We start from the raw sequence: 24,866 nt of genomic DNA, 5'->3' as shown, positions 1-24,866 counted from the left end.
GCCAGACGGGCCGCACGCACCTGTCGATCGGCGCATGCGGCTACGGTTTTGAAAGCTTCAGGAGAAGGTGGGCGGCCCGCGCGCCGGCAACGGCGCGGCGGTGGCCGCGGCAAGGCGCGCGGCGGGAATGGACTGGACCACGCGGCCCAGCGGCAAGGGGAGATCAAAACCGGCGGGGTCCGCCGAAGGAGGCGGCGCACCGGTGAGCACGCACAGCGGGCAGTCCATGTGCGAGGCGCCCACTTCCTGCACGCCGTCTTCGGTGTGAACCACCACCTTGACCGAGCCAACGCTCGAACACACCAGTTCCACGGCCTGCGGATGCACGATGGGCGACGCCACCGCCACGCCGAGCGAGAGCACGAACCACAGCAGCGCCCAGCGGCCAACAAGGCCGATGAAGCGGGGGTGGTTGCGCAGCAGGTGCATGGTGTTCGCGATTATCGGCGCTGTTTGCCCTTGGTGGCGGACGCCCGCTGCGCGGGCTTGGCACTGCCCTTGGAACCCTTGGCGCCGCTGCTCTTGGCGGCCTGGCTGCTGCGCGTGCCGCGGGCGTCACGGGTATTGCGGGAATTGCGAGCGCCTCGTACGTTCCGGCCTTCCGCCTTGGGGGGCGCCGCTGCCGGCTCCGCGGGCACCGCCAGCGGCGGCTGCGCCGAGAGCGGCACCGCGGCAACGGTAAACCCGCGCGCCTTCAACAGCGCAGGCAGCCCTTGCGGCCCCACCATGTGCAGCGCACCCACAGCCGCGAACACGCGCCGCCCACCCACGTGCATGCGTTCGATGCCGTCCGCCAGTCCCGGATTGCGATCGTCGAGGAGGCGCTTCATCAGCCGCCGCTCGGCCGGCGTGTTGACGCAGTTGCACCATTCGGGATAGCGGCCCAGCTTGTCCGCGTCGCCGCGGGCCCAGGCTTCGGCCAGTTCTTTCATCTGCGCGCGCAGCTGGCCCGACTCCAGCTCGTCGAGGGCGGCGTCGATCTGTTCCGCCTCTTCGGTTTCGGAGTCGCCCGTCAGCATCTTCAACTGGGATGCCGCGCTTTCGAGAGCGAACACCGGCTTGTTGTTGTTGCGGGCCGAAACGGCCAGCGTCTCGTCGACGCCGAATTCGGGGTACAGGCCGTCGGCGCGCGCCACCAGGCCCGCCAGCGCCGTCACTTGCAAGATGGGCTGCAGCCCCTCCATGGTTCCGGGCGGTACGCAGGCCGCCTCGTTCTGGCGGGCGAGCCGTTGCGCACGCGCGCCGCTCAGCAGCCGCGCCACCAGCGCCGGATCTGCCGGCTGGGTCATGGAACGCATGGTCGCCGGATCGCGCGCATCGAGTTCCAGTGCGAGGGCGTCGCTCTGCTCCAGCGCTTTTTGCACCGTGGGCCCCGGCCGCACCCACTCTGCCCGGCCGAGATGAATGGTTCCGTAGAGCCAGGAAGTCCGCCCGTCCCGGTCGGCGCGCCACAGCAAGCCCCGGTCGACCGCATTCCACTGACCGACCGCCGAGCCTGGCTTGCCAAGACTGGCAATGGCCGAAGGCGGGCAGGCGGCATGCGCCACGGCCGCAAGAACCGAGCAGACGCCCGCCAGCGCGAGGCGCGGCAGGCAGGAAAGAAACCATGAACGCGCGGGCGCCTTCAAATCGAAATTGCGCGCTGGCGCAGAGAGGGTCCGGAGTATCCGCAAGGCTTGCTCCACGATGAAAGAAAGTCCGGCATTCTCACAGCACCGCTGCCCATAATCCGGAACCATGCAGAGCATCTTCCATCTTGCCTTTCACGTTCGCGACCTCGATGCGGCCCGTCGCTTCTACGGAAATGTCCTCGGCTGCGCCGAAGGCCGCAGCACCGACACCTGGGTCGACTTCGACTTTTTCGGCCACCAGATCTCCCTGCACCTGGGCGAACCCTTTGCCACCACGCGCACAGGCCAGGTCGGCAACGCCATGGTGCCCATGCCGCATTTCGGCATCGTGCTCGCCTTGCCCGACTGGGAGGCGCTTGCAGAGCGGCTGAAAGCCGCAGACACCGACTTCGTGCTGGAACCCCAGGTGCGTTTCGAGGGGCAGCCGGGCGAGCAATGGACCATGTTCTTCTGCGACCCCTTCGGCAATCCGATCGAGGTCAAGGGGTTCCGTTCGCTCGCCGCGCTGTACGACAAATGACCCACCGGCGCGGGGCCGCTCCGAGCCGGCTCGCCCTCCCTTCTAAAGGATCTGGCGCGATTGGATCTGGCGCGATTGCGCTGCGCGCCGCAACCGCGGCCTTGTCGCTCTTCACATTCTTCAGCGCCGGCGCGGCACATGCCGCACCCGACTGCGAACTCAACGGCCGCCGGGTGAACCCCTCCGACGGCAGCACGCTCCTCGGCACAACAGGACTCATGCGCTGCAAGGACCGGGCGACCGGCGAGCCCCAGCGCGAACAGCAGGTGCAGAACGGCGCCTTCACCGGCCTCGCGCGCTTCTACGAGAAAGGCAAGCTCGCCAGGGAACACATCCTCAATGCCAGCGGGAACATCCAGGGCCTGGCCCGCGAGTTCGGGCCCGAGGGGCAGGTGTTGCGCGAGGCCACTTACGACGACGGCCAGGAGCGCGGGCTGGTTCGCAGCTTCTATCCCGGCGGCCGGCTGCGCCGCGTCACTTTTTACCCCAGCACCGGAACCGACCGCGCCTTTGTCGAGTTCACCGAGCGCGGCCAATTGTCTGCACTGCGCTGCGGCGAAACCGCCATGCTCGCCCCCGCGGCCGACGACGCCCAGCTGTGCGGCTTCATAGGCGGGCCCTCGCAAGTCCAACTTTTCGATGCGCGCGGGTTCCTGCGTTCGCGGCTGTCGTACATGCTCGGCAAGCGCGTGCGGTCGCAAGACTTCTACGACAACGGCAAGCCCTCGGTGCAAGACGAGATCGTCGGCAACCAGCGCACCGAGCGCCACTTTTCATCCGAAGGCGTGAAGCGCCGCGAAACGGTGTGGCTGCTGATCGAACGCAACGCGGTGCGGCAGCGCGAGCAGGAATTCTCTGAAAAAGGCTCGCTGATCCGCGATCAGCGATGGAACCCTGCGGGCCAGCCGGTACGGCACGACAGCTACTACCTCAATGGACAGCCCCGCAGCAAGTCTGCCTACAGCGGGTCCGGCGATGCGCGCGCGGTCGACATCACCGAGTTCTATGAAAGCGGGCAGCGCGCGGCACATGGCCGCTACCTGGTCACGGCGCGGGGCCGGCAGGTGCCGGTCGGCAAGCACCAGCGGTTCAGCGAAAAGGGAACGCTGCTCGCCGAGTCAAGCTTCGACGCCAAGGGCCGCGTGACGCGCGAGCGCAGCTGGGACGAGAACGGTGAGCTGCAACGCGACGAGCACGTTCTGGAAGACGGCTCGAAAAAATAGCTCGCCCAGGCGCTGCGCGCGCCGCCCGGATCCTCAGTCCAGCTTGATGCCGGCCTGCTTGATGATCGGTCCCCAGCGCTTGGACTCGGCGCGCGCCAGCGCTTCGAACTGCCCCGGCGTTCCCGGCATGGCTTCCATGCCGAAATCATCGAAGCGCTTTTGCACGGCAGCCGTGCTGAAAGCCCGATTGAGGTCGCCGTTGAGCTTGGTCACCGCCACCGGCGGAAGCCCGGCCGGGCCAAGCACGCCCTGGAACGCGAACACCTCGGTATTGGGCACGCCCACTTCCGCCAGTGTGGGCACGTTGGGCAGCAGCTTGTTGCGGGCGCCGGAGCCGATGGCAAGCACGCGCACCTTGTTGCCCTGCATGATCGGCAGGCCCGAGGCCAGGTCCAGGAACATGCACGGCACCTGACCGCCCATCACGTCGGCCATGGCCGGGGCGGCGCCACGGTAGGGAATGTGCGTGATGAAGGTGCCGGTGCGCACCTTGAACATTTCCATTGCCAGGTGGTGCGGCGAGCCGTTGCCCGGCGAGGCGTAGTTGACCTTGCCCGGATTGGCCTTCACATAGGCCAGGAACTCCTTGAAGTTCTTGGCCGGAAAGTCCGGGTGGACCACCAGCGCCAGCGGAAACTTGCCGATCGCGCCGATGTAGGTGAAGTCTTTTTCAGGGTTGAAAGGCAGCTTGCCGAACAGGTGTTCGTTGAAGGCCAGCACGGCGTTGTCGGCCGACATCACGGTGTAGCCGTCCGGCTTGCTCTTGGCGACAAGGTCGGCGCCGATGTTGGTCGAGGCACCGGGCCGGTTGTCGACGACGATCTGTTGGCCCAAGGTCTGGCGCATGGCCTCGGCCAGCGTGCGCGCAATCACGTCGGTACCGCCGCCCGCGGGGTAGGGCACCACCCACTTGATGAGCTGCGAGGGATATTCCTGCGCGCGGGCGAACGGGGTTGCGGCCATGGCGGCGCCCGAAGCGAGCGTGGCCAGAAGAGTGCGGCGGTCCATGTGGATCAGTCTCCGGTTTGTTGTGATTGGGTTGCGGACAGCGATGGTACGGGCAGCGCATGAAGTGCGTCGGCCAACGCGCGGCGGCAGCGCGCCTCGTCGCCGACCTGTTCGAACAGCAGCAGCGCAAGCCGCGAGAGAAACAGCGATTCGCGCTCGGTGCCCGCTTCGGTGATGGCGCGCGCGCACTCCGCGTAGATACGGTCCCGCGCATCGGGGGCCAGCGATGTCGTCATGCAGCGATCTCCTTGAAAGCGGCGGCGGCGCGGTGCAGCGCCTCGGCCAACGCGCCGCTCGGCAAGCGCTGCCAGCGCGCGGCCACATGGCCGTCGGGCCGCAGCAGATAAATGGCGCCGGCGCTTGCGCCCAGCGCCTCGAAGACCGTCGCGTCCGCATGCGCATCGGCGCCGTCGATGCCGGCTCCCGCGATGACGCGAATCGCAAACGGCAGATCGCCGCGCAGCGCGTGAGCCACCTCGTCTTCGGGCGGCAAGGCGGTACCGGCCCGCGGCCGCAGCACGAGCAACGTGAACACCGGAGTGACCCAGTCTGTCAGGTGCCCTTGCTCAAGCTGCTGATCGGCCATCACCTCTCCGGGCAACGGACCCGCCGGCAGCACATCGCCTTCGCTGGACAAGGCCGAAACCGCGTAGCGAACGGCTTGCGTCTGCCGCGGATTGATCAGTTGGGCAATGCCGCGATGCGCCTCCGACAGCGACAGCGCCGCTTCGCGCATCAGATCGAAGCCGCGCGAAGGCGGCGACATGAATTCGGTGCTGCGCATGGCGTTCTCGGCATTGACGTGAAAGGCCTCGATTCGCTCCTGCGAATACGAGTCGAGCAACGCTGCATCGGAAAACCCGCGTGCCACGAACGCCAGCTTCCAGGCCAGGTTGTCGGCATCGTCAAAGCCCGAATTGAGGCCGCGCACGCCGAAGATCGGCATCGCATGCGCCGCGTTGCCGGCAAAGAGAACGCGGCCATGCCGGTAGCTTTCGAGCGTCATCGCGCCCGCGCGGTAGACCGAGGTCCACACCGTCTTCCATGGCAGGTGGCCTTCGCCGATGGCATCCAGATGGCGCTGCACGAACTCGGCCACGGCCGCCGGCGTCAGCGCCTCCTCGGTGCTCTGGCCGGCGCGCAGCTGGTAGTCGATGCGCCAGATGTCGTCGGGCTGGCGGTGCATCAGCACGGTCGAGCCAGGGTTCCACGGCGGATCGAACCACGCGCGGCGCTCGGTCGGATGACCGCTGTGCAGTTCGATGTCGATGATCACGTAGCGGCCCTCGTAGCCCGTACCCTCGAGCGACAGCCCCAGCGACTTGCGCACGAAGCTCTGGCCGCCGTCGCAGGCCGCGAGCCATTGGCCTTGCATCCGGTAGTCGCCCTCTGCGTTGCGCACCTCCAGCGTCACACCGTCTTCGTCTTGCGCAATGCCTGTGAGTTCGGTTCCCCAGCGGATGTCGATGAGCCCCGGCTCCGCCTCGTTGCGGCGGAAGATCTCTTCCAGCAGGTAGTGCTCGGCGTAGTACTGCTCGAGGTTGATCATCGGCGGCAGCTTCTGCCGCTCGTCGTGCGGCATCTCGAAGCGGAACACCTCGGCCGTCTTGTAGAAGCTGCGCCCGCCGGTCCACGGCAGGCCCTTGGCCATGAACGCCGGAAGCACGCCGAGCCGCGCCATGATCTCCAGGCTGCGGCGCGAAATGCAGGCCGCGCGGCTGCCCACGCACACCGTCTCGTCGGCTTCGAGCACCACGCAGCGCACGCCATGGTTCGCGAGCCCCAGCGCCAGGGCCATTCCGACCGGCCCGCCGCCCGCAATCACCACCGGATGGCGACCCGGCTCCACGCCGCCCTGCTCCAGCGGCGGCGTCCACGGTTTGTAGCGCGTGTAGTGAAAGGCACCGACCGAAGGCGGCAGCCCGGTCGCGCTGGACATCGGCGGCACGGGGCCGCTCGCGGCATCGGCGGCAATGGCACCGGGTACCGGTGCGTCGGCCGCAGTGGTGGGGTTGGTCATGCAGCGGGATTGTCCCGATGCGGGACAACAGCCGTTGTCATAACTTTGTACGACGTATTTACCCTAGTCTGGTCTGCCCCCATGAGACGCTGGCGCATTCAACCCACTGCCGACACCACGCTGTCCGCGGCCGTCGTCCGCGACGTGCTGGCGGGCATCGGCACGCCGCAGCTCGCAGCCAATTGCCTCTCGGCCATGCACCGCGTGATGCCCGTGACCTTCTGCACCGTGTTCGCGGTCGATGCCACCGGCCGCATCGAGGCCGTGTCGGCGGCCAGCAGCTACGGCACCACGGCCGAACGCACCGCCGAGGGCTATGTGGCGCAGCGCTTCGACCTGCTCGATCCCAACATGACCTGGCTGGCGAAACGCAAGCTGCCCAAGCGCGCGCAGCTGTGGCTGGGCTACCAGCGCGCCGAGGAGGTGGCCGACCCCGCCTACCGCGCCGCCTGCTACGGCGACGTGGGCATTCGCGAACGTGCGTCGGTGCTGCTGCTGACCCCCACCGGCCAGCGCGTGGCGGTGAGCTTCTACCGGAGCCTCGCGCAGCCTGAATTCGACGAGCGCGACTTCGCGGCAATCGAGAGCCACGCCACCCTCCTGGCCGAGGCCACGATGGCCCATGGCCGCAGCGCGGCGGTCGGCCGGCAAACGGTCGCGCCCTCGCTGGCTTCGCGTCTGCTGACCTTGAGCCTGCGGGAGCGGGAAGTCATCGGCCACCTGATGGCCGGCAGCACCGCCAAGCAGGCGGCACGCGAGATCGGCATCGAGCTGACGACGGTGCGCACCCATCAATACCGGGCGTTCCGGCGGCTGGGGATTCGGTCCCAGAAAGAGCTGCTGCTCGCCGCGCCGCAGTGAGCGAGCGCGTCAAGCCCGCTTGCCGCCTCAGTCTTCGGCTGCGTCCCCAGCCTGATCGGGTTGTTCAGCCTGCGAGTTGACCAGCGACACCGGCGCCACCTTCGGCCGCCCCGCCACCGACACCACCTCCTGGTCGATCGCACCGAACAGCGAGCGGCCATCAAGCCCCTTCATCTCGATGCGGATCGTGTCGCCGAATTTCATGAACTCGGTCACCGGCTCGCCGCCTTGGATGGTTTCGATGCAGCGCTTCTCGGCGATGCACGAGTAGCCCTTGGGCCAGTCCATGCGGCCGTTCTTTTCCACGCCCTTGTTGCTCACGGTGCCGCTGCCGACGATGCTACCGGCGCGCACGTTGCGGGTCTTGGCGATGTGGGCGATGAGTTGGCCGAAGTGAAAGGTCATTTCCGGACCGGCGTCGCACATGCCGACCTTGCGGCCGTTCCAGCTGCTTTGCAGCGTCAGGTGCACGCGGCCGTTCTGCCAAGCCTCGCCGATCTCGTCGAGCGTCACTGCCACGGGGCTGAAGGCGGTGGCGGGCTTGCTCTGGAAGAAACCGAAGCCCTTGGCCAGTTCGGCGGGAATCAGGTCGCGCAGGCTCACGTCGTTGGCCAGCATCACCAGGCGGATGCCGTCGAGCGCCTGGTCGGGCGTGGCGCCCATCTTCACGTCGCCGGTAATCACCGCGATCTCGGCCTCGAAGTCGATGCCCATGGCTTCGCTCGGCACCACGATGTCGTCGGTCGGGCCCAGGAAGTCGTCGCTGCCGCCTTGGTACATCAGCGGGTCTTGATAGAAGCTTTCAGGCACTTCGGCGTTGCGCGCCTTGCGCACCAGCTCGACGTGGTTCAGGTACGCCGAGCCGTCGGCCCACTGGTAGGCGCGCGGCAGCGGCGCCGTGCACATCGAGGGATCGAACGGAAAGGAATGGCGCGCGCGGCCGTTGTTGAGCGCGTCGTACAGGTCCTGCAGCTGCGGGCCCATGAAGCCCCAGTCGTCCAGCACCTGCTGCAGCCGGCTGGCAATGCCGGTGGCGTAGTGGGCGAGCGTGAGGTCGCGCGAGACGACGACGAGCTGGCCGTCGCGGGAGCCGTCCTTCAGGGTGGCGAGTTTCATGGTGGCAAATGCGTGATGAAGGGCACGGCGCAAACACGAGAGCCGGCGCCGTGCCCACTAAACTGGGTGAACGGGCGGCAGTGTACCGAGGTGCTCTTTGTGAACCTCGGCGCCGGCGCTCACTCCACACCTCAATGCCGACGCTCGCCGCCCTTCCGCTCCCGTCAGTTGCGCCCCCCGCGCGGCCGTCGTGGCGGGCGCTGGCCGGGCTGACCCTGGCGGTGGGGCTGGTTCATGTTCTGCTGCTGGGGCTGGCGCCCACGGCCATAGGCCCCGATCCGTCACCGCTCGCAAACAAGTTCATCACCCGGACGATCGTGATCGCGCCGCCCGCTGCGGAAAAACCGGCTGCTGCCGCTGCGCCCGCTCCCGCCGAAGCCAAGCCGCCGCCGCCCGCAAAACCGCGGCGGCCGCGCGAGCCTTCCAGGCCCAAGCCGGCAGCGGCGGCACCTGAGCCCATGCCAGTTCCGGCGCCCCAGGTTTTCGAAGAGCCTCCACCAGAAACGCGGGCCCTCACAACGCAAGACGCTATCGATTTAGGAGCAAACACTCCCGAGCAACCGGCAAGCGCCCCGGCAGGCGCCGCGCTAGGCGGAGCGGGCAGCACCACCAACGCCGGTGTAGGCGATGGCGGCGCAGCGGGCGCCGCCAGTGCCGCCGCCGGCAATGTCGTCGGACCGGAGGCGCTGCGCATACCCGGTTCGGTCAAGCTCGCCTTCGCGGTAACCGGCCAGCAGGGCGCCTCGCCGATGCAGGGCGTTTTCGGCGACCTGGTCTGGCTGCAGGACGGCAGCAGCTACGACGCGCGGCTGGCGCTCAAATTCCTCTTCAAGACCATTCGCAGCCAGCACAGCACCGGCAAGATCGGCCCCACCGGCATCGAGCCGGACCGCTTTTCCGAGAGCCGCAAGGGCGAGGTGGCTTCGCACTTCCTGCGCGACCAGGGCCAGGTGATGTTCAGCAACAACGCGCCCAGCGTACCCCTGCTGCCGGGTGCGCAAGACCGTCTCAGCGTGGTGATGCAGCTTGGCGGCATGCTGGCGGGCGACCCGGGGCGCTACCCGGCCGGCAGCCGCATTTCCGTCCAGACGGTCGGGCCACGCGATGCGGGCGTCTGGGTGTTCAACATCGAGGGCGAAGAGCAGATGACCGTGCCCGCCGGCGACTTTGCGGTGCGAAAGCTCACCCGCAGCCCTCGCCGCGAATTCGACGACAAGATCGAGATCTGGCTTGCGCCGGCCCTCGGCTACCTGCCCGTACGGATGAAACAGACACAGGCCAACGGCGACTTTGCCGACATGCAGTTGCGCGAATCCCTTCCCGCGGGGCCGCCCAGCTAGCGTGACAGTGGGGTCAACAGCCATAGGAATTAATGCGTTTTCCCTACAAAAAGACAACCGAGCTTGAAACTGGCGCGTTGATTGCTATCTAACCCCCATGAACGCCATCGACATCCTCACAGGCCCCGCAATGAACATGCTCTATGACTCAGAGTCCTTCGTCGTCGTGCACGTGCAGCCGAACGAAAGCGACACGCCGGTCCACCCCAACGTGCCGGTCCTGGAACGCCACGGCTTCGAAATCGTCGACAAACGCTCGGGCAAGGAGGTTTACCTCGACGGCTCATGGGCCGAACTGTTCCAGCAGCAGATTGCCGCCTGGCAGCTCAATACGCCCACCCAGGAAGAAGTCGAGGACACGCTCGAGGGCTATGCGGAACTGGCTCATACGCCGGTGCTGGTGCACTGAGCGCCCTGCCGAGCCCCTCCGCCAAGACAAAAGGCGCCTCCTCAGGCGCTTTTTTTACGCCTGCACAGCGCCGCGCCGCTCATTTCCTGCCGTAGATCCACCGGTACGCCGGCCCCACCAGCAGCAGCACAGCCACCAGCCGGCATACCTGAAACGCGGTGACCACCGGTACGCCGAGCTGCAGCACCTTGGCGGTGATCGACATCTCGGCAATGCCGCCAGGCGAGGTGCCCAGGATCATCGTGGCGGGGTGAAGCCCGGTTGCCCACGCCAGCAACCATGCGGCGCCGGCGCAAATCACCAGCATGGCGACCGTGCCCAGCGCCACCGAACCCAGCCAGCGGGGCGCCGTGTGCAAGAACTCGCGGCTGAAGCGCACGCCCAGGCTCACGGCAATCACAAGCTGAGCGGTGTTCGACATCCAGGTGGGCACGGCCGACAGCGGCTGGCCCGCAATGGTGAAACCCATGGCAACCACGAGCGGCCCCATGAACCACGGATTGGTGCGCCCAAGCGCCCGCATGGCAAGGCCGCCGATGCCGGTGGCCAGCGCAAGCAGCAGGAGCCCGCCCGCATTCACCTCGCGCACCATGGGCGGATTGATCTCGAGCCCGTGCAAGCCGCTCCACTGCATGGCAAAGGGAATGGTGACGGTGACCACCACCAGGCGCAGGCTGTGGGCGGCAGCCACAAGATCGGTGCGTGCGCCGGCCGATTCGGAGAGCAGCGTCATTTCCGACGCGCCACCAATGGCACCTGCGAAGTAAGTTGTCGCTCTCATCGACTTTGCCGGCACATGCGGCATACGCTTGGCATGCAGCGTATGAAGCCAGTACCCGAAGCCCCAGCCGAGCAGCAAGGCCCAGGCAATGGCGAGCGCAATGGCCCACCAGACCCCGGCCACCAGCGCGACCACCTGCGGGGTGAAGTAGAGGCCGAGCGCGGTGCCGATGGTCCACTGCCCGGCGTTGCGCAGCGGCGTGTAGCTGGCCGTGGGGGAGCCGGCAATCGACGCCAGCGACACCGCCAGCAGCGGACCGATCATCCAGGGCAGGGGCGTGTGCAGGGCGAGGCAGATTCCCGCCGCGGCGAGTGCAAGCAACAGCGTGGCCAGCACGCGAACCGGAAAGCGGAAAGACACCACAGGAAAAAAGCGAAATTGGACGGCACGGCGTGCAGGCGCCAACGCATAGTATGGCGCGATGCAACGCCACCCCCTGCCCGTGCGGGCTCCCCGGTTTCTGTTTGCCCTGCTCGCCGCCACCGTGCTTGCAGGGTGCTCCTCTTTTTTGCCGGGCCCTGATGCGCCGGTGGCACAGCGTGCCGCTGCGTTGCTGCCGGCGGATGCGCTCATCCTGGGCGAGCAGCACGATGCGGCCGAGCACCAATCGATTGAACGGGAAACCGTCGAGTCGCTGGCAAGCCAGGGCAAGCTGGCCGCGCTGCTGCTCGAAATGGCCGAAGAAGGCAGCAGCACCGCCCGCCTCGATCGCACGGCCACCGAAGCGCAGGTGCAAGCCGCCCTCGGCTGGAACGACAAGGCCTGGCCCTGGCGCAGCTACGGCCCGGCGGTGATGGCCGCGGTGCGCGCCGGCGTGCCCGTCATCGGCGCCAACATGCCGCGCGCGCGAATGAAGAACGCCATGGCCGACGTCTCGCTCGACGTGCAGCTCAACGGCGAGGCCTACACCGCGCAGCAGGACGCCGTGCGCGAAGGCCACTGCAAGCTGCTGCCCGAAGCCCAGATCGTGCCAATGACGCGCATCCAGGTCGGCCGCGACCGTGCCATGGCGCAAGCCATCGTCAAGGCCCGGCAGCCGGGCAGGACGGTGCTGCTGATCAGCGGCGCAGGCCACGCCACCAAGGTGCTGGGCGTGCCGCAGCATTTGCCGACCGACGTTTCGGTCAAGACGGTGCGGCTGCAGGCCGGCGACTCACCCGAGGCCGACGAAGAAAACAGGGGCGCCTACGACGCCGTGTGGCGCACGCCCGCCCTGCCGCCCAAAGACTACTGCGCGGGCATGCGGGCGCCCGCGTAGCCCGGGCGCCCGGCGGCTCAGGCGAATTTCTTGATCGAATCCGCCAGCGCGTTGACCAGCGTGTCGATGTGCTGCTTTTCGACGATGTAAGGCGGCGCAATCACCAGCACGTCGCCCGCGGGCCGCACCAGCGCGCCCTTGTGGAAGCAGTCCAGAAAGATGTCGTAGGCACGCTTGCCCGGCGTGCCCGCAATCGGCGCAAGCTCCACCGCCGCGGCAAGGCCGAGGCTGCGGATGCCGATCACGTTCGGCAGGCCCTTGAATGCGCTGTGGAACGCATCGCCCAGCACCTTGCCCATTTCGCCCGCGCGCGCAAACAGGTTCTCTTCCTTGAACAGGTCGAGTGTGGCAATGGCCGCGGCACACGCCACCGGGTGGCCCGAGTAGGTGTAGCCGTGGAAGAACTCCACCACGTGCTCCGGCGCGTCGGTCTTCATCATCGCGTCGTAGAGCTTGTCGCGGCAGATCACGCCGCCCAGCGGAATGACGCCGTTGGTCACGCACTTGGCAAAGTTCAGCATGTCGGGCACCACGCCGAAATAGTCCGACGCGAAGTTGGTGCCCATGCGGCCGAAGCCCGTAATGACCTCGTCGAAGATCAGCAGGATGCCGTGCTTGTCGCAGATCTCGCGCAGCCGCTTCAGGTAGCCCTTCGGCGGCAGGTACCAGCCGGCCGAACCGGCCACCGGCTCCACGATGATGGCGGCGATGTTGCTCGGGTCGTGCAGCGGAAGAATGCGGGTCTCGAGCTCGACCAGCGGGTCTTCGGCCCACACCGGCTCTTCGTTGTGGATGTAGGCGTGGTTCACCGGATCGTGGATGAAGCGCATGTGGTCCACGCGCGGCAAGAAGGCCGATCCGAACACCTTGCGGTTGCCCGGAATGCCGCCCACCGACATGCCGCCGAAGCCCACGCCGTGGTAGCCCTTCTCGCGGCCGATGAACACGTTGCGGTGCCCTTCGCCGCGTGCGCGGTGGTAGGCCAGCGCCACCTTCATCGAGGTGTCCGCCGCCTCGGAGCCCGAATTGCAGAACAGCACCTTGTTCAGGTCGCCGGGCGCCAGCGAGGCGATCATTTCCGCCGCCTTGAAGGCCTTGTCGTTGCTGACCTGGAAGGCGGTGGCGTAGTCGAGCGTATCGAGCTGCTTCTTGATCGCCTCGTTGATCGGCTTGCGGTTGTGGCCCGCGCCCACGCACCACAGCGACGAGATCCCGTCGATCACCTTCTTGCCGTCGTGCGTGGTGAACGTCATGCCGTCGGCCGCCACGAAGACGCGCGGGTCTTTCTGGAAGTGGCGGTTGGGCGTGAAGGGCAACCACTGGTTGCCCATGTTGAAGTCCTGGTAGGCCATGCGTGCGTCCTTCTTGGTCTCGGTGGATGCTGGCCGCCCTTGCGGCGGCCGCCCGTGGCATTCTTGCACTTTTGCCACGGGCCCGCCTCATGGCCTGGCTCTGCCGGCGCTCAGCCCCCGATCACCATTGGTAGCCCGCCTGCAGCCTGCCGCCGAGCTGCGCGCTGTTGCCCGCCGCTGCGCTCAGGCCCGCGCCCACGCTCCAGCGCTCGTCGAGCTGATAGGCAAAGGCCACGCCCAGTGCCGACTGCCCTGCGTAGTGCCCCACCGCCGCGCCCAGCCATTTGCGTCCGGGCGCGAGCATCGGGATCGACGGCATCGCCATGGCCTGCGCCACGCCGCGCGCGGCAAAGTCGCGCGCCTGGCCGTAAGACACGGCCACCGCGCGCTCCATCTGCGCAAGGTTGACCGCATCGCTGGCCGCCACGCCGGGTGCCACGTTGGTGATCTGCCGCTGGTAGCCCGTGGCCGCGTTGCCCACGCTCACGCTGTCGGGCCGGTCGGCCACCGATCCCTGGCCCAGCGCCACCGCATTGCTCGCGCTGGCCGTGCTGCCGTCGCCCAGCGCCATGGCCCCGGCCGCAAGCGCCTTAGCGTTGCGGCCTACGGCAAGCGCACCGTTGCCGGTGGCCTGCGAGCCATTGCCGACCGCCGCCGCACCCGCGCCCTCCGCACGTGCAGCCGCCTGGCCCTGCACCGAGCATTGCAGGGCGCCGCCATTGACGGTGCAGACACCCAACTGGCCATTGACCATGGCCTGTATCTGCACCGCCTGCTGCTCGATCTGCTGTGTGTTCTGCGTGATCTGCTGGGTGTGCTCTGCGATCTGTTCGGTGTGCTGAGTGATCTGCTGCGTGTTCTGGGTCACCTGCGTCGTGATCTGCTGCACCTGCGTGCCCTGCTGGCTTGCCAGGTTCAGTGCCTGCTCGGCCGTGCTCCTTACTGCATAGAGCTGGCTTCCGTTGACCGCATCGGTCGAGGTCGCTGTTACGGCGCCGGCGGTAACGCCGCTGATGCGCCCAGCGTTGGTAATACCGCCGCCCAGGTTGTCGATGCTGCCGGAGGTCAGCCGCCCCGCCACCGAAGCATTGCCGTTCACGGAAAGACCGCCGGCGTCGACGTGGCCCGCCGCGCTGATGCCGTCGATGTTGATCAGGCTGCGGCGGTCCGTCGTGCTGCCGAACGAAACGACGTTCTCGCGCCCGCCGTCCGTGCTGCCAGCGCCGATGGCGACCGACCCCGCACCGCTCGAGCTGCTGCCCGTGCCCATTGCCACGCTGTTGAAACCCGATGCGAAGCTTGCCGTTCCGATGGCCAAGGCACCCATGTCGGTCGCCCTTGCGCTGGCGCCAAACGCCAGCGCGAAATCGCTCGTAGCGCGGGCTTCGCGGCCGAGCGCCATTGCGCTGCGTCCCGAGGCGGTAGCCATGTCGCCCAGCGCCGTGCTGCTGTCGCCGCTGGCCTCGCTTTCGCGTCCGAATGCGGCAGATCCGTCACCAGATGCCAGCGCGCGATAGCCCACTGCCGATGCCGCCTCGCCCGTGGCGTTGGCCACATTGCCCACCGCGGTGGCCGAGCCGCTCGAGGCCACGGTGTTCGAACCTATGGCCGTGGCCGAGTTGGCAGTCGCACTGCTGTTCGAGCCCATTGCGGTGGCGCCGTTGCCGGTCGCGTTGCTGTTCGCGCCGACTGCCGCGGCCGAAACGCCCGCCGCAGTGCTGCCGCGCCCGAGTGCTGTCGCCTGGCCGCCGCTTGCGCTGCTGTCGCGCCCTAGAGCCGTGTTCGCGCTGCTCAGGTCGATGCCGGCCTGCGCGCCCGATCCGCCCGCCATGTTGCTCTGGCAGTCCTGCTGCACGATGTCGCGATGCGCGCTGAAGCCCGAGTACGCGCCCGGGTCGGTGCTGCTGTAGAGCGTGCCGCCGGGGCAGGTGTTGGGGTTGAGCACCTGCGCGCCTGCCGGTGCGGCCGCCGCCGCGCAAAAGGCCAATGCAATGCCGGCCCCCAGCCGGCGCCTGCCTCGAAAGCGCATGGTTTCTTCTCCTCGGTCTTGTGTGTGTGAATGCCGCCCGTCCGAAGCCCGAATCGTCCTTCGCGCCCGCCCCCGCCGCCTACCATGGGTTGTGGTAGCCTCCGCCGCCTCGCGATTCGGCAAGCTGTTCGATGACGCCCAAGTCCACGTTCTCACTCACCGATCCGGACTCCGCGGCGCTGGGCCTGCTGCGCCTTGCGCGCACTACCGCCTGCGAGCGCTTTCCGCAGAAACTGCTCGAACGGCTCGTTGCGCTGATGGGCGCCGACCACGGCGCCATCAACATCTGGCATCCGCGCAGCTTCGTGGCCTCGGTCGGCGTCGGCTACGACCTGTCTGGAATGAGCGCCGACTGGTATGCCATCGGCGGCGCCGAGCTCGACTTCACCACCCCCGCCATGCACGCACAGCCCCTGCGGGCGGTGTGCGTCAACGACGACGACCCCCGCTGGAAGCAGAGCCATCCGTCATGGCGCAGCTTCCAGGCGCGCTACGGCATTCACCATCAGCTGGGCGTGTCCATTCCGTTCGAAGGCAGCGAGACCTTCGCGCATTGCTACCTGAACCGCGGGCCCGCATCGCCGCGCTACGGCACAGCCGAGGTCGACGCGCTCACTGCGCTTGCGCCCGGCATCGGCGAGGCCCTGCTCATCAACCGCCTCTACGCCGGTGCGCACCAGGGCCTCGAAGACACCGGCAGCGGAGACCAGCCGCTGGCCGTGACCGACAACGAAGGCTGGATCCTCTTTCCCAACGGCGACTTCTGCCGCGCGTGGCCGCGGCTCGCCGCAATCGCGAAGGTGTCGGAACCGCGCCTGCCCAAGTCATGGCTGGAGGGTGAGCGCGGCGCAATCCGCAAGCTGCATGCGGCCGGATGGCAGTGCGAAGTCACACCCGCACATGGCGGGCTGCGCGTGGCGCTGCGCCGCAATGCGCCAGGCACCGGCGCGATGCTCACGCCGCGGCAAACCGAAATAAGCCGCCTCTACTGCGCCGGCTATTCGGGCAAGGACATTGCCACCCGCCTGTCCGTGTCGCCCGCCACCGTGCGCGTGCACTTGCGTGAAACCTATTCGAAGCTCGGCGTCACGAGCCGCAGCGCACTGCGCAGCGCCCTGGGGCTTTGAACGCGGCCGGCGCCGGGCCGCGGCGCGCACTGCGACAATCGGGCCTCATGAGTGCATACATCCTGACCCTTTCCTGCCCTGACCGCGTGGGCATCGTGCATGCCGTTTCGGGCTTTCTGCTCGAGCGCGGCGGCAACATCGAGGAAGCCGCCCAGTACAACGACCACGGCACGGGCCTGTTCTTCATGCGCGTGCGCTTTGCCTGCAGCGACCACACCGAGGCGGCGCTGCGCGAACAGCTCGCCACCTTTGGCGCCGGCTTTGGCATGAACCTGCAGCTGCACGCCGCAGCCCAGCCAATGAAGACCGTGATCCTGGTCAGCAAGGAAGGCCACTGCCTGAACGACCTGCTGTTCCGCTGGAAAAGCGGGCTGCTCGCCATCGACGTGCGCGCCATCATCTCGAACCACCGCGACTTCTACCAACTGGCCGCCAGCTACAACGTGCCGTTCCATCACATTCCCGTGACGGCCGCCACCAAGGCGCAGGGCGAAGCAAAGCAGTTGGAAATCATCGAGGCGGAGGGCGCCGAACTGGTGGTTCTCGCGCGCTACATGCAAATCCTGAGCAACGACCTGTGCACCAGCCTGGCCGGACGCGCGATCAACATCCACCATTCGTTCCTGCCGAGTTTCAAGGGTGCCAAGCCCTACTACCAGGCGCACGACCGCGGCGTGAAGCTGATCGGCGCCACCGCCCACTACGTGACGGCAGACCTCGACGAAGGCCCGATCATCGAGCAGGACGTGGCGCGCGCCGACCACACCGACACCGTCGAAGACCTCACGGCCCGCGGCCGCGACACCGAAAGCCAGGTGCTCGCCCGTGCGGTGAAATGGCACAGCGAACACCGCGTGCTGCTGAACGGGCACCGCACCGTCGTTTTTCGCTGATTGACATCGGCCGGTGCCGCCGGCTCCCAACGCCACGCGTGTAAGCGGGTGTAGCATCCAGCGCCAAAACGAGGAGAAGGCGCAATGCGACGTTGGATCGGTGGTTTTCTGCTGGCCGTACTGGCGGCCGGCCTGTTCGGGTGTTCCGCCTCCGGACCGCGGCATTCGGAAATGGAGCAAAGCCTCCCCTCGCTGGGCGAGAACGAGGGGCGAATCTATTTCTACCGCAACTCGATCCTCGGCGCGGCGATCCAGCCGGAGGTCTTGCTCAACGGGCAGATCGTCGGCAAGTCGCAGCCCAGCAGCTTCTTCTTCGTCGATCGGCCCGCTGGTTCGTACCGGGCCACGGCCCGCACCGAGGCAGAAGGCAGCATCGACATCGCGCTGCGTCCCCGGCAGACGGCCTACATCGAGATGAGCATCAGCATGGGCCTGCTGGTCGGCCGTCCGGCGTTCGAACGCGTGGCGGAACCGGAAGGCCGCAAGGCGCTGCCGTCGCTGGCTTATGGCGGAAAGTTGCCGCTTGCGGCCAAGGCGGCCCAAGGGGCTTCGATGGCGAATGCCCCGCCGGCAACTGCGGCGGCCTCCGCGGTGGCCACGGCAACGCCGGTTGCAAGACCGTCGCTCGTGCCTGTACCAGTCGCACCCGATGCGCAAGGCCCGGCTGCCGCAGCTGCGCAGCCGCCGGCTCCGGCGCCCACGTCCGCGGTGCCCGCCGCGTCTGACGCCACGCCTTTTGCCAAGACCTCGATCAACGATCTGCGGCTGCTCTTGCAGGCCAACCGATGAAACACCTGCTCCTGCCTTTCACGCTGGCCCTTGCAACCGCGCTGACCGCCACCGCCGCATCCGCGCAAGATGCGCGAAGCTCCGCTCTTGCACCCGATGCGCTCTTCACCCGGGTGTCGCCGAACGTATGGGTGGTGCAAGCCATCGATGCACAAGGCAGGGTGCTCGCCTCCGGCAGCGCGGTCGCCACCGGCCCGGGCACCGCCGTCACGAGCTGCCAGCTGCTTGCCAAGGCCAGCACGGTGGCGCTGAAACGAGACAACGTGAGCTATGGCGCAACGCTGGTGTTTCCGGACGTCGCACGCGACATGTGCCAGCTGCGGATCGCGAACTTCGCGGCACCGCCGCTCGTTACCGCACCCGCAAGTTCGCTGCAGGTCGGGATGCCGCTCTACATCGTCGGATCGCCGCGAGGCAAGGAACTGACGCTCGGCATCGGCATGCTCGCCGGCGTGCGGCGCAACGACGCCGGCCAAATCGAAGCCCTGCAGCTCGCTGCGGCACCGGAGGCAGGCCTGGCCGGAGCCGGGATCTTCGATGCGCAAGGCCGGCTGGTGGGCCTGGCGGGCGCGGGGCGTGCCGGCTCGGCTTCGGCGAACCTCGCGATGCCGGCAACCTGGATTGCGGAACTGCCCACGCGCGGGCAACTGGCCATCGAGCGCCTGGGCACGCAGCCCGCAACGATTTCTGCAGCGGGTTCAACGGGCGGGGGTTCGAATCAGGTTCGCCCCACCGTCGTCGAATACCAGTTGCACGACCGCCTCACCAATGTCTACCGAAAGGTGGTCTACCGGGCCGATCCCCCGACAGACGACCGCATCAGCTTCAACAACGGCGGATGGGTCGAGAAGCCGGGCGGCGAAGTGGTTGGCTTGACCACTGCCATCGCCGGCGAGTTCGACACGGCCATGCCGCCGGGCGGATGGGCCAAGGAGAACCTTACGGAAGAAGCCGCATGGAGAACGCGCTACGACTCCACGCGGAGCGGGACGCGCATCAACATGGATCTGTCGGCCGCAGTAATGGAAGACACCACCCTCACGGCGGGCGGGCAAGAATACAAGGTGGTGCGAATCGAGTACCGCGGATACACGCAGCGCTTCGCGAATGCGGGGGCGGTGGTAGGCAATCAGTATGGCCGCTACCAGGCCGAGGTGTGGTTTTCCCGGGAACTCGGACGCGTCATCCGTTTCGAGGCGAAGACACGCGGCGGCGCGGGCGGCGGGGCGTTCCAGGTCAACGAAGCCCTCGAACTGGTAAGCCTGCGCTAGGAGCGCCGGCCCACGCGGCCCGCCGCCGCGCCTACCTCAATCAACTGCGATTGGGATTGTTCGGACGACGGTCATGGCGGTTCGGCACGCCGTCGCCGTCACGGTCCCACTGGCCGCGGCGGTATTCCCAGCGGCCATCGCGTTCACGCCATTCCGGCGGACGGTAGGCATAGCCCGGCCGCGCACGCACGTACGAGCCGCGGACCCACACATGGCGTCCACCTCGCCATTCGTAGTGCCCCGGGGCCCACACATAGCCACGGCGCGGCGGCGGCACGCGCTCCGAGCGCGGCGGCGGAGGCGGCACCTCGACGTATACACCAGGCTGCGCATGGGCTGCTGTCGGCACCATCAGCGCGCCTCCCGCGGAGAGCAGCGAAGCGGCGCCGATCGAAAGGGTAATTGCGAGTTTTTTCATGGGTTGGCCCTCATGAGTTGTTGGAGCCTTCATGCTGCCGCGGCCATGTGAACCGCCTGTAAGCCCTACACCGGAGTTTGTGTAAACGTGTATCGCAAGAAGTAGTGCTTTTGTTAGCGCTTACTCTTGCAACTCGCGAAGATCCACGGCAGCGGCCATGGCGGCATGGCCTGCCTTGTTGGGGTGCAGGTGGTCGCCGTTGTCGTACAGCGGGTTCAGTGCCAGGGGATCGGCCGGGTTGCGCAGCACGGCGTCGAAATCGATCACCGCGTCGACGTCCTGGCGGCTGCGGATCCAGCGATTGACCTCGCCGCGCATCGCCTCGGAAGCTTCGGTCCAATAGGGTGTGTTCTTGAACGGAGGCACGGTGCCGATCAGAACCTTCACGCCTTTTGCACGGGCCTGCTTTATCAACTGCTGAAGGCCTTCGGTGATGCGCTCCGCGGTCGGCACCTCGTGCTCGGGCGTGGGCAGCCGCGCCATGCCGACCAGCACGCTGCGGCCGATGTCGTTGGTGCCCAGCAGCACGACGACATGCGTGACGCCGGTCTGCCCCAGCGCATCCCGCGCAAAACGTGAAAGGCCGCTGGGACCAATGCCGTCGGTCAACAGGCGGTTGCCGCCAATGCCCGTGTTGATCACCGACAAGGGCTGCGCCGCCGCGGGGCTGTTGCGCAAGCGGGTAGCAAGAATATCGGGATAGGCGCCCTCGCCCGCCTCGCCGCCGCCGGCGGTAATGGAATCTCCGAACGCGACCACCACGCGAATCGGTTGCGTGGTCAGCACGTCGAGGCCGGTGACGATGTGGTTGAGCGGCAGCGGCGTGGCGCCCTGCAGCTTGGGCGTGCCAACAGCGTTGCCGCCGATGACCCAGCTCGTGTCGGACACCTGCGTGTGAACGGTGGCATAGGGCACGGGGCGATCGAAGAAGGCACTCACCGCCACCGCCTGCCCGGCCTCGACTTTCAGGTCGGCGCCGTCGCTCCATACGTCAGCGCCCGGTGCAACGACCACGTTGTCCCGGCCGCCAAAGCGCAGCATGCGCAGCGTTGCCGGAGAAATCGCGCCCGCGCCGGTGCTGTGCCCCACGCTTGCGGCCGCAATGCGCAGCGGTGTCTTGCCGAACCTGTTTGAAAAGCGGATGCGAATGCGCTCGCCGCTCAGCGCAGTCTCGAACTGCTGGCGCAGCGTCTGCCCGCGGAACAGATCGCCGCCGGGCCTCGGGGCCGCAGACTTCGCCAGCGGATTGGCGCTCAGCTCACGAAAATCCACTGGCGCCACAGCCCAGCTGGCCACCCAATGCGCCTCCACCGATTGCTTGGGCCGATCACCCGGCTGAACAGCCTGAACGGCCACGGCGCCGGCCAGCAGCAAGACGGCGACGACGGCCACTCCGTGCCGCAACACACTTTGGCAAAGAACGGAAAGCCAACGGGAACCCAGATTCATGCGCGCAAAGCGGCTCAGTTTACGGAGCCTCCTTGCCCTCTCGTGTGACGAGGTCTAGTGCATCGTTACCAAGTGTCTACATAGGGCAAGGCAGCTTCGACCGACCGGCCGGCCGATGCAAGTCCACGCACCAGCCAGGTGCGCGTTTCAGCGGGATCGATCACCGCGTCGATCTCCAATGTTTGCGCCATGTGAATCGCCTCGCCGTTCGCGTACTGCTGCGCAACGAGCCTCTTGAACAGCGCATCGCGCGCGGCACCTTCGGGCTCGGCGGCCAACTCCTTGCGGTAGCCCAGCCGCACTGCGCCTTCGAGCCCCATGGCGCCGAACTCGCCCGAGGGCCAGGCCACGGTGAACACCGGGGCATCGAAGCCGCCGGCCGTCATGGCCTGCGCACCCAGGCCATAGCCCTTGCGCAGCACGACGGCAAAGAAAGGCACGCGCAGGTGCGAGGCCACCATGAACATGCGGCACACGTGCCGCACCTGCGCCTGCGCCTCGATCTCCGGCCCAACCATGAAGCCGGGCGTGTCGCACAGCGAGACGATCGGCAGCCCGTGCGCGTTGCACAGCTGCATGAAGCGCGCGGACTTGTCGGCCGCCTCCACATCGATGGCGCCGCCGAGGTGGTGCGGGTTGTTGGCCATCAGCCCCACCGGCTTGCCCTCGATGCGCGCCAGCGCAGTGACAATGCCCGCGCCAAAGCCGGCGCGCAGCTCCAGCAGCGAGCCCGTGTCGGCCACGCCGCGCATTGCCGAGCGCACGTCGTACACGCGCAGCCGGTTCTCGGGCACCACGTGGCGCAGCGCGCGCGGGTCGGCGCAATGCCACTCTGCCACCGGGCCCTGGAAGTACGAGAGGTATTGCCTGGCCGCAGCCACCGCAGCCGCTTCGTCTTCCACGAGGATGTCGATCACGCCGTTGCGCGACTGCACGCTGCTCGGGCCGATCTGTTCCGGCGCAAAGCTGCCGAGCCCGCCGCCCTCGATCATCGCGGGGCCGCTCATGCCGATGTTGCTTGCCTTGGTGGCAATGATCACGTCCGCGCAACCCAAAAGCGCCGCATTGCCCGCGAAGCAGCGGCCGTGCACGATGCCCACCACCGGCACCTTGCCCGAGAGCGCCGCAAACTGGCTGAAGGTGTGGTTGTTGAGGCCCGCAACAATGGGCATGTCTGTATCGCCGGGCCGTCCGCCGCCGCCTTCGGCAAACAGCACCACCGGCAGCTTCAGCTGGTGCGCCACTGCCAGCAGCCGGTCGGTCTTGTGGTGGTTGCGCATGCCTTGCGTGCCGGCCAGCACCGTGTAGTCGTAGGCCAGCACGGCGCAACGCGACTTCTCGGGGCCGAACAGCTTTGCGTTGATGCTGCCAAGGCCCGTCACCATGCCGTCTGCCGGCGTGTTGGCAATCAGGTCTTCGAGCGTGCGCCGCCGCGTTTGCGCGGCAATGGCAAGCGCGCCGTATTCGATGAAGTTGCCCGGATCGGACGCGGTGTCGCACAGGTCGGCAATGTTCTCGCGCGCGGTGCGCCCGCCTTGCGCGTGCCGCTTGGCCACGGCGGCCTCGCGGTTGGCGTCGAGTGTGTAGGCATGCCGGTCGATCACCTTCTGCAGATCGGGGCGGATCGCATCGAGGTCGTGCCCGCCGTGTGCCTCGGGTTCGACCGCCTGCGCATCGACGGGCTCCAGCCGCACCAGCGACTGTCCCTCGACCAGGTAGTCACCCGGTTCGGCCAGCAACGCGATCACCCTGCCGGCGGCGGGCGCATGCAGCAGGTGCTCCATCTTCATCGCTTCGAGCACACCAAGCTGCGCACCGGCGGGAAGCACATCGCCCAACGCCACCTCGAACTGCACCAGCTTCGCGGGCATGGGCGCCTTGACCGTGAGGCCGTCTTCGTCATCCGAAGAACTTGCAGGTGCCGCGTTCCCGACTTCGGAAGTTGGTGCGGTTTTTCTGGGGCTCTTCTTCTCGAACGCGACTGCCGATGCGAGCAGGTCGCCAAGATGCGCTTCGACGAAGCGCGTGTGCACTGCCTGGCTCGCGAACTCGGGCCGCGCCGCAATGGCGCGCAGCAATGAGAGATTGGTCGCGATGCCGTCGATATGGCATTCGTCCAGCGCGCGAAGCGAGCGGCGCAATGCGTCGGCGAAGTGCGGCGACGGCGAGTGCACGATCAGCTTGGCAAGCAGCGTGTCGTAGTGCGGCGAAGGCGCAAGGCCTGCGTAGCCATGCGTGTCGATGCGCACGCCCGGCCCCGCCGGCAGATCGAAGCGCGCAAGCGTGCCGCCGGATGGCCGCGCATTGCCGTGCGCATCGAGCGTTTCCGCGTTGATGCGCCATTGCACTGCAAAGCCGCGCTGCGGCGCAGTGCGGTCCGCATCGATGCCCAGCGCGTTCAGCGGCTGGCCCGCGGCCACCGCAATCTGCAGCTGCACCAGGTCGAGCCCGCTCACGGCCTCGGTCACCGTGTGCTCGACCTGCAGGCGTGGGTTGGCCTCGATGAAAACGAAGGGCAGCGTGGCCGATTCGGTATCGACCAGAAATTCGAAAGTGCCCAGGCTGCGATAGCCGACGGCCTTGGCCATGCGAAGCGCCGCATGCGTGATCTGCGCCCGAAGCGAATCCGGAAGCGAAGGGCTGGGTGCAATTTCCACCAGCTTCTGGAAGCGCCGCTGCAAGGTGCACTCCCGCTCGCCGAGGCTTGCCACCGCATGGCCGTCGCCCAGCACCTGCACCTCGATGTGGCGCGCATTGCGCATCAGGCGCTCCACGTACACGCCCTCCACGCCGAATGCGGCCTTGGCCTCGGATGTGCAGCGTGCATGCGCTTCAGGCAATTCTCCGGCATGGAGCACGGCGCGCATGCCGCGCCCGCCGCCGCCACCGATGGCCTTGATCATCACGCCCGCGCCTTGCGCCTGCTGCTCGGCAAAGAAAGCCTGCGCCTGTGCGAGCGTTACCGTGCCGGTGCTCCCTGGCATCACGGGCACGTCGCATTGCGCGGCGAGCGCGCGTGCGCGGGCCTTGTCGCCGAACAGCGCAAGCTGTTCGGGCGTCGGCCCAATAAACGTCAGGCCCGCGGCCGCGCAAGCCTGAGCGAAGTCGGCACGCTCGCTCAAGAAGCCGTAGCCGGGGTGCACCGCATCGCAGCCCTGCGCGCGCGCGACGGCGACCAGCCCACCGATGTCGAGGTACGCAGACGGGCCGGTTGCGTCGAGCGCGACGGCCGCATCGGCCAACTGCACGTGCAGCGCCGATGCATCGTCGCGCGCATGCACCGCCACGCTGGCAATGCCCAGGTCACGCAGTGCGCGCACCAGGCGCACGGCAATCTCGCCGCGGTTGGCAATCAGGATCTTGGTGAACAA

The 24,866-nt window shown here is 67.6% G+C and carries 22 protein-coding genes; 10 read left to right on the top strand and 12 right to left on the bottom strand.

Translation table 11 applies throughout. The features are described from left to right. Positions 1–57 precede the first annotated feature (57 nt). Positions 58–429: a DUF2946 family protein gene (locus QHG62_RS17465; RefSeq protein ID WP_281146813.1), complete on the bottom strand. Its 372-nt coding sequence runs from the start codon at positions 427–429 to the stop codon at positions 58–60. A gap of 11 nt (positions 430–440) precedes the next feature. Further along, positions 441–1,673 (bottom strand): TraB/GumN family protein, encoded by a 1,233-nt coding sequence (locus QHG62_RS17460; RefSeq protein WP_281146812.1) that lies wholly within the window; start codon positions 1,671–1,673, stop codon positions 441–443. A gap of 64 nt (positions 1,674–1,737) precedes the next feature. Between QHG62_RS17460 and QHG62_RS17455 the strand changes: the two genes are divergently transcribed. Beyond that, positions 1,738–2,151, top strand: coding sequence for a VOC family protein (locus QHG62_RS17455; RefSeq protein WP_281146811.1), 414 nt, complete (start codon positions 1,738–1,740; stop codon positions 2,149–2,151). A gap of 101 nt (positions 2,152–2,252) precedes the next feature. Next, positions 2,253–3,374 (top strand): toxin-antitoxin system YwqK family antitoxin, encoded by a 1,122-nt coding sequence (locus QHG62_RS17450; RefSeq protein WP_432445535.1) that lies wholly within the window; start codon positions 2,253–2,255, stop codon positions 3,372–3,374. Positions 3,375–3,407: 33 nt separating this feature from the next. Here QHG62_RS17450 and QHG62_RS17445 read toward each other — a convergent pair whose 3' ends face one another. The 3 genes from QHG62_RS17445 to QHG62_RS17435 are packed head-to-tail and all read right to left on the bottom strand — an operon-like array spanning position 3,408 to position 6,402. Beyond that, complete coding sequence (locus QHG62_RS17445) at positions 3,408–4,382, bottom strand: Bug family tripartite tricarboxylate transporter substrate binding protein (protein WP_281146809.1); 975 nt, start codon at positions 4,380–4,382, stop codon at positions 3,408–3,410. A 5-nt stretch (positions 4,383–4,387) separates the two neighbouring features. Beyond that, positions 4,388–4,618, bottom strand: a complete 231-nt coding sequence (locus QHG62_RS17440; protein ID WP_281146808.1) for a hypothetical protein — start codon at positions 4,616–4,618, stop codon at positions 4,388–4,390. After that, positions 4,615–6,402: an FAD-dependent monooxygenase gene (locus QHG62_RS17435; RefSeq protein WP_281146807.1), complete on the bottom strand. Its 1,788-nt coding sequence runs from the start codon at positions 6,400–6,402 to the stop codon at positions 4,615–4,617. The genes QHG62_RS17440 and QHG62_RS17435 overlap by 4 nt, the downstream gene beginning before the upstream one ends. Before the next feature lie 81 nt (positions 6,403–6,483). Between QHG62_RS17435 and QHG62_RS17430 the strand changes: the two genes are divergently transcribed. Then, on the top strand, positions 6,484–7,263 hold the full coding sequence (locus QHG62_RS17430) for a helix-turn-helix transcriptional regulator (RefSeq protein ID WP_281146806.1): 780 nt from the start codon (positions 6,484–6,486) through the stop codon (positions 7,261–7,263). 27 nt (positions 7,264–7,290) lie between these two features. On the opposite strand, the gene QHG62_RS17425 is transcribed toward QHG62_RS17430, so the two are convergent. Beyond that, entirely contained in the window at positions 7,291–8,379 is a 1,089-nt protein-coding gene (locus tag QHG62_RS17425; protein ID WP_281146805.1) for a fumarylacetoacetate hydrolase family protein, read from the bottom strand. A gap of 134 nt (positions 8,380–8,513) precedes the next feature. Between QHG62_RS17425 and QHG62_RS17420 the strand changes: the two genes are divergently transcribed. Continuing rightward, complete coding sequence (locus QHG62_RS17420) at positions 8,514–9,719, top strand: DUF3108 domain-containing protein (RefSeq protein WP_281146804.1); 1,206 nt, start codon at positions 8,514–8,516, stop codon at positions 9,717–9,719. 97 nt (positions 9,720–9,816) lie between these two features. Beyond that, positions 9,817–10,128 (top strand): BTH_I0359 family protein, encoded by a 312-nt coding sequence (locus QHG62_RS17415; RefSeq protein WP_281146803.1) that lies wholly within the window; start codon positions 9,817–9,819, stop codon positions 10,126–10,128. Between the two features lie 79 nt (positions 10,129–10,207). Here QHG62_RS17415 and QHG62_RS17410 read toward each other — a convergent pair whose 3' ends face one another. Next, complete coding sequence (locus QHG62_RS17410; RefSeq protein ID WP_281146802.1) at positions 10,208–11,269, bottom strand: AbrB family transcriptional regulator; 1,062 nt, start codon at positions 11,267–11,269, stop codon at positions 10,208–10,210. Between the two features lie 61 nt (positions 11,270–11,330). On the opposite strand from QHG62_RS17410, the gene QHG62_RS17405 reads away from it, so the two are divergent. Beyond that, the gene (locus QHG62_RS17405) at positions 11,331–12,167 is read left to right on the top strand and encodes a ChaN family lipoprotein (protein WP_281146801.1); all 837 of its coding nucleotides are present in this window, start codon (positions 11,331–11,333) and stop codon (positions 12,165–12,167) included. A 17-nt stretch (positions 12,168–12,184) separates the two neighbouring features. On the opposite strand, the gene QHG62_RS17400 is transcribed toward QHG62_RS17405, so the two are convergent. Together QHG62_RS17400 and QHG62_RS17395 are read right to left on the bottom strand one after the other, a co-directional pair. Continuing rightward, the gene (locus QHG62_RS17400) at positions 12,185–13,519 is read right to left on the bottom strand and encodes an aminotransferase class III-fold pyridoxal phosphate-dependent enzyme (protein WP_281146800.1); all 1,335 of its coding nucleotides are present in this window, start codon (positions 13,517–13,519) and stop codon (positions 12,185–12,187) included. A 121-nt stretch (positions 13,520–13,640) separates the two neighbouring features. Continuing rightward, positions 13,641–15,548, bottom strand: coding sequence for a YadA-like family protein (locus QHG62_RS17395; RefSeq protein WP_281146799.1), 1,908 nt, complete (start codon positions 15,546–15,548; stop codon positions 13,641–13,643). A gap of 131 nt (positions 15,549–15,679) precedes the next feature. Between QHG62_RS17395 and QHG62_RS17390 the strand changes: the two genes are divergently transcribed. From QHG62_RS17390 to QHG62_RS17375, 4 genes are all read left to right on the top strand, one after another. Beyond that, a complete protein-coding gene (locus QHG62_RS17390; protein ID WP_281146798.1) occupies positions 15,680–16,675 on the top strand; it encodes a LuxR C-terminal-related transcriptional regulator in 996 nt (331 codons plus the stop codon). Between the two features lie 47 nt (positions 16,676–16,722). Then, positions 16,723–17,568 (top strand): formyltetrahydrofolate deformylase, encoded by an 846-nt coding sequence (gene purU, locus QHG62_RS17385; protein WP_281146797.1) that lies wholly within the window; start codon positions 16,723–16,725, stop codon positions 17,566–17,568. Between the two features lie 84 nt (positions 17,569–17,652). After that, the gene (locus QHG62_RS17380) at positions 17,653–18,357 is read left to right on the top strand and encodes a DUF2846 domain-containing protein (protein WP_281146796.1); all 705 of its coding nucleotides are present in this window, start codon (positions 17,653–17,655) and stop codon (positions 18,355–18,357) included. Continuing rightward, positions 18,354–19,628: a S1 family peptidase gene (locus QHG62_RS17375; protein ID WP_281146795.1), complete on the top strand. Its 1,275-nt coding sequence runs from the start codon at positions 18,354–18,356 to the stop codon at positions 19,626–19,628. Before QHG62_RS17380 ends, QHG62_RS17375 begins: the two co-directional genes overlap by 4 nt. Before the next feature lie 40 nt (positions 19,629–19,668). Here QHG62_RS17375 and QHG62_RS17370 read toward each other — a convergent pair whose 3' ends face one another. The 3 genes from QHG62_RS17370 to QHG62_RS17360 all read right to left on the bottom strand — a co-directional run bounded on the left by QHG62_RS17370 (position 19,669) and on the right by QHG62_RS17360 (position 24,866). After that, a complete protein-coding gene (locus QHG62_RS17370; RefSeq protein ID WP_281146794.1) occupies positions 19,669–20,046 on the bottom strand; it encodes a hypothetical protein in 378 nt (125 codons plus the stop codon). Positions 20,047–20,166: 120 nt separating this feature from the next. Next, positions 20,167–21,438, bottom strand: coding sequence for a GDSL-type esterase/lipase family protein (locus tag QHG62_RS17365; RefSeq protein WP_281146793.1), 1,272 nt, complete (start codon positions 21,436–21,438; stop codon positions 20,167–20,169). 122 nt (positions 21,439–21,560) lie between these two features. Then, positions 21,561–24,866 carry an acetyl-CoA carboxylase family protein gene (locus tag QHG62_RS17360; RefSeq protein ID WP_281146792.1) on the bottom strand — a complete coding sequence of 1,102 codons (3,306 nt, stop codon included), beginning with the start codon at positions 24,864–24,866 and terminating at the stop codon, positions 21,561–21,563.

The organism is Variovorax paradoxus (genome assembly GCF_029919115.1).
GTDB lineage: Bacteria > Pseudomonadota > Gammaproteobacteria > Burkholderiales > Burkholderiaceae_C > Variovorax > Variovorax paradoxus_O.
The sequence above is the reverse complement of the archived record's forward strand: the minus strand, read 5'-3'. Positions and strand labels throughout refer to the sequence as shown.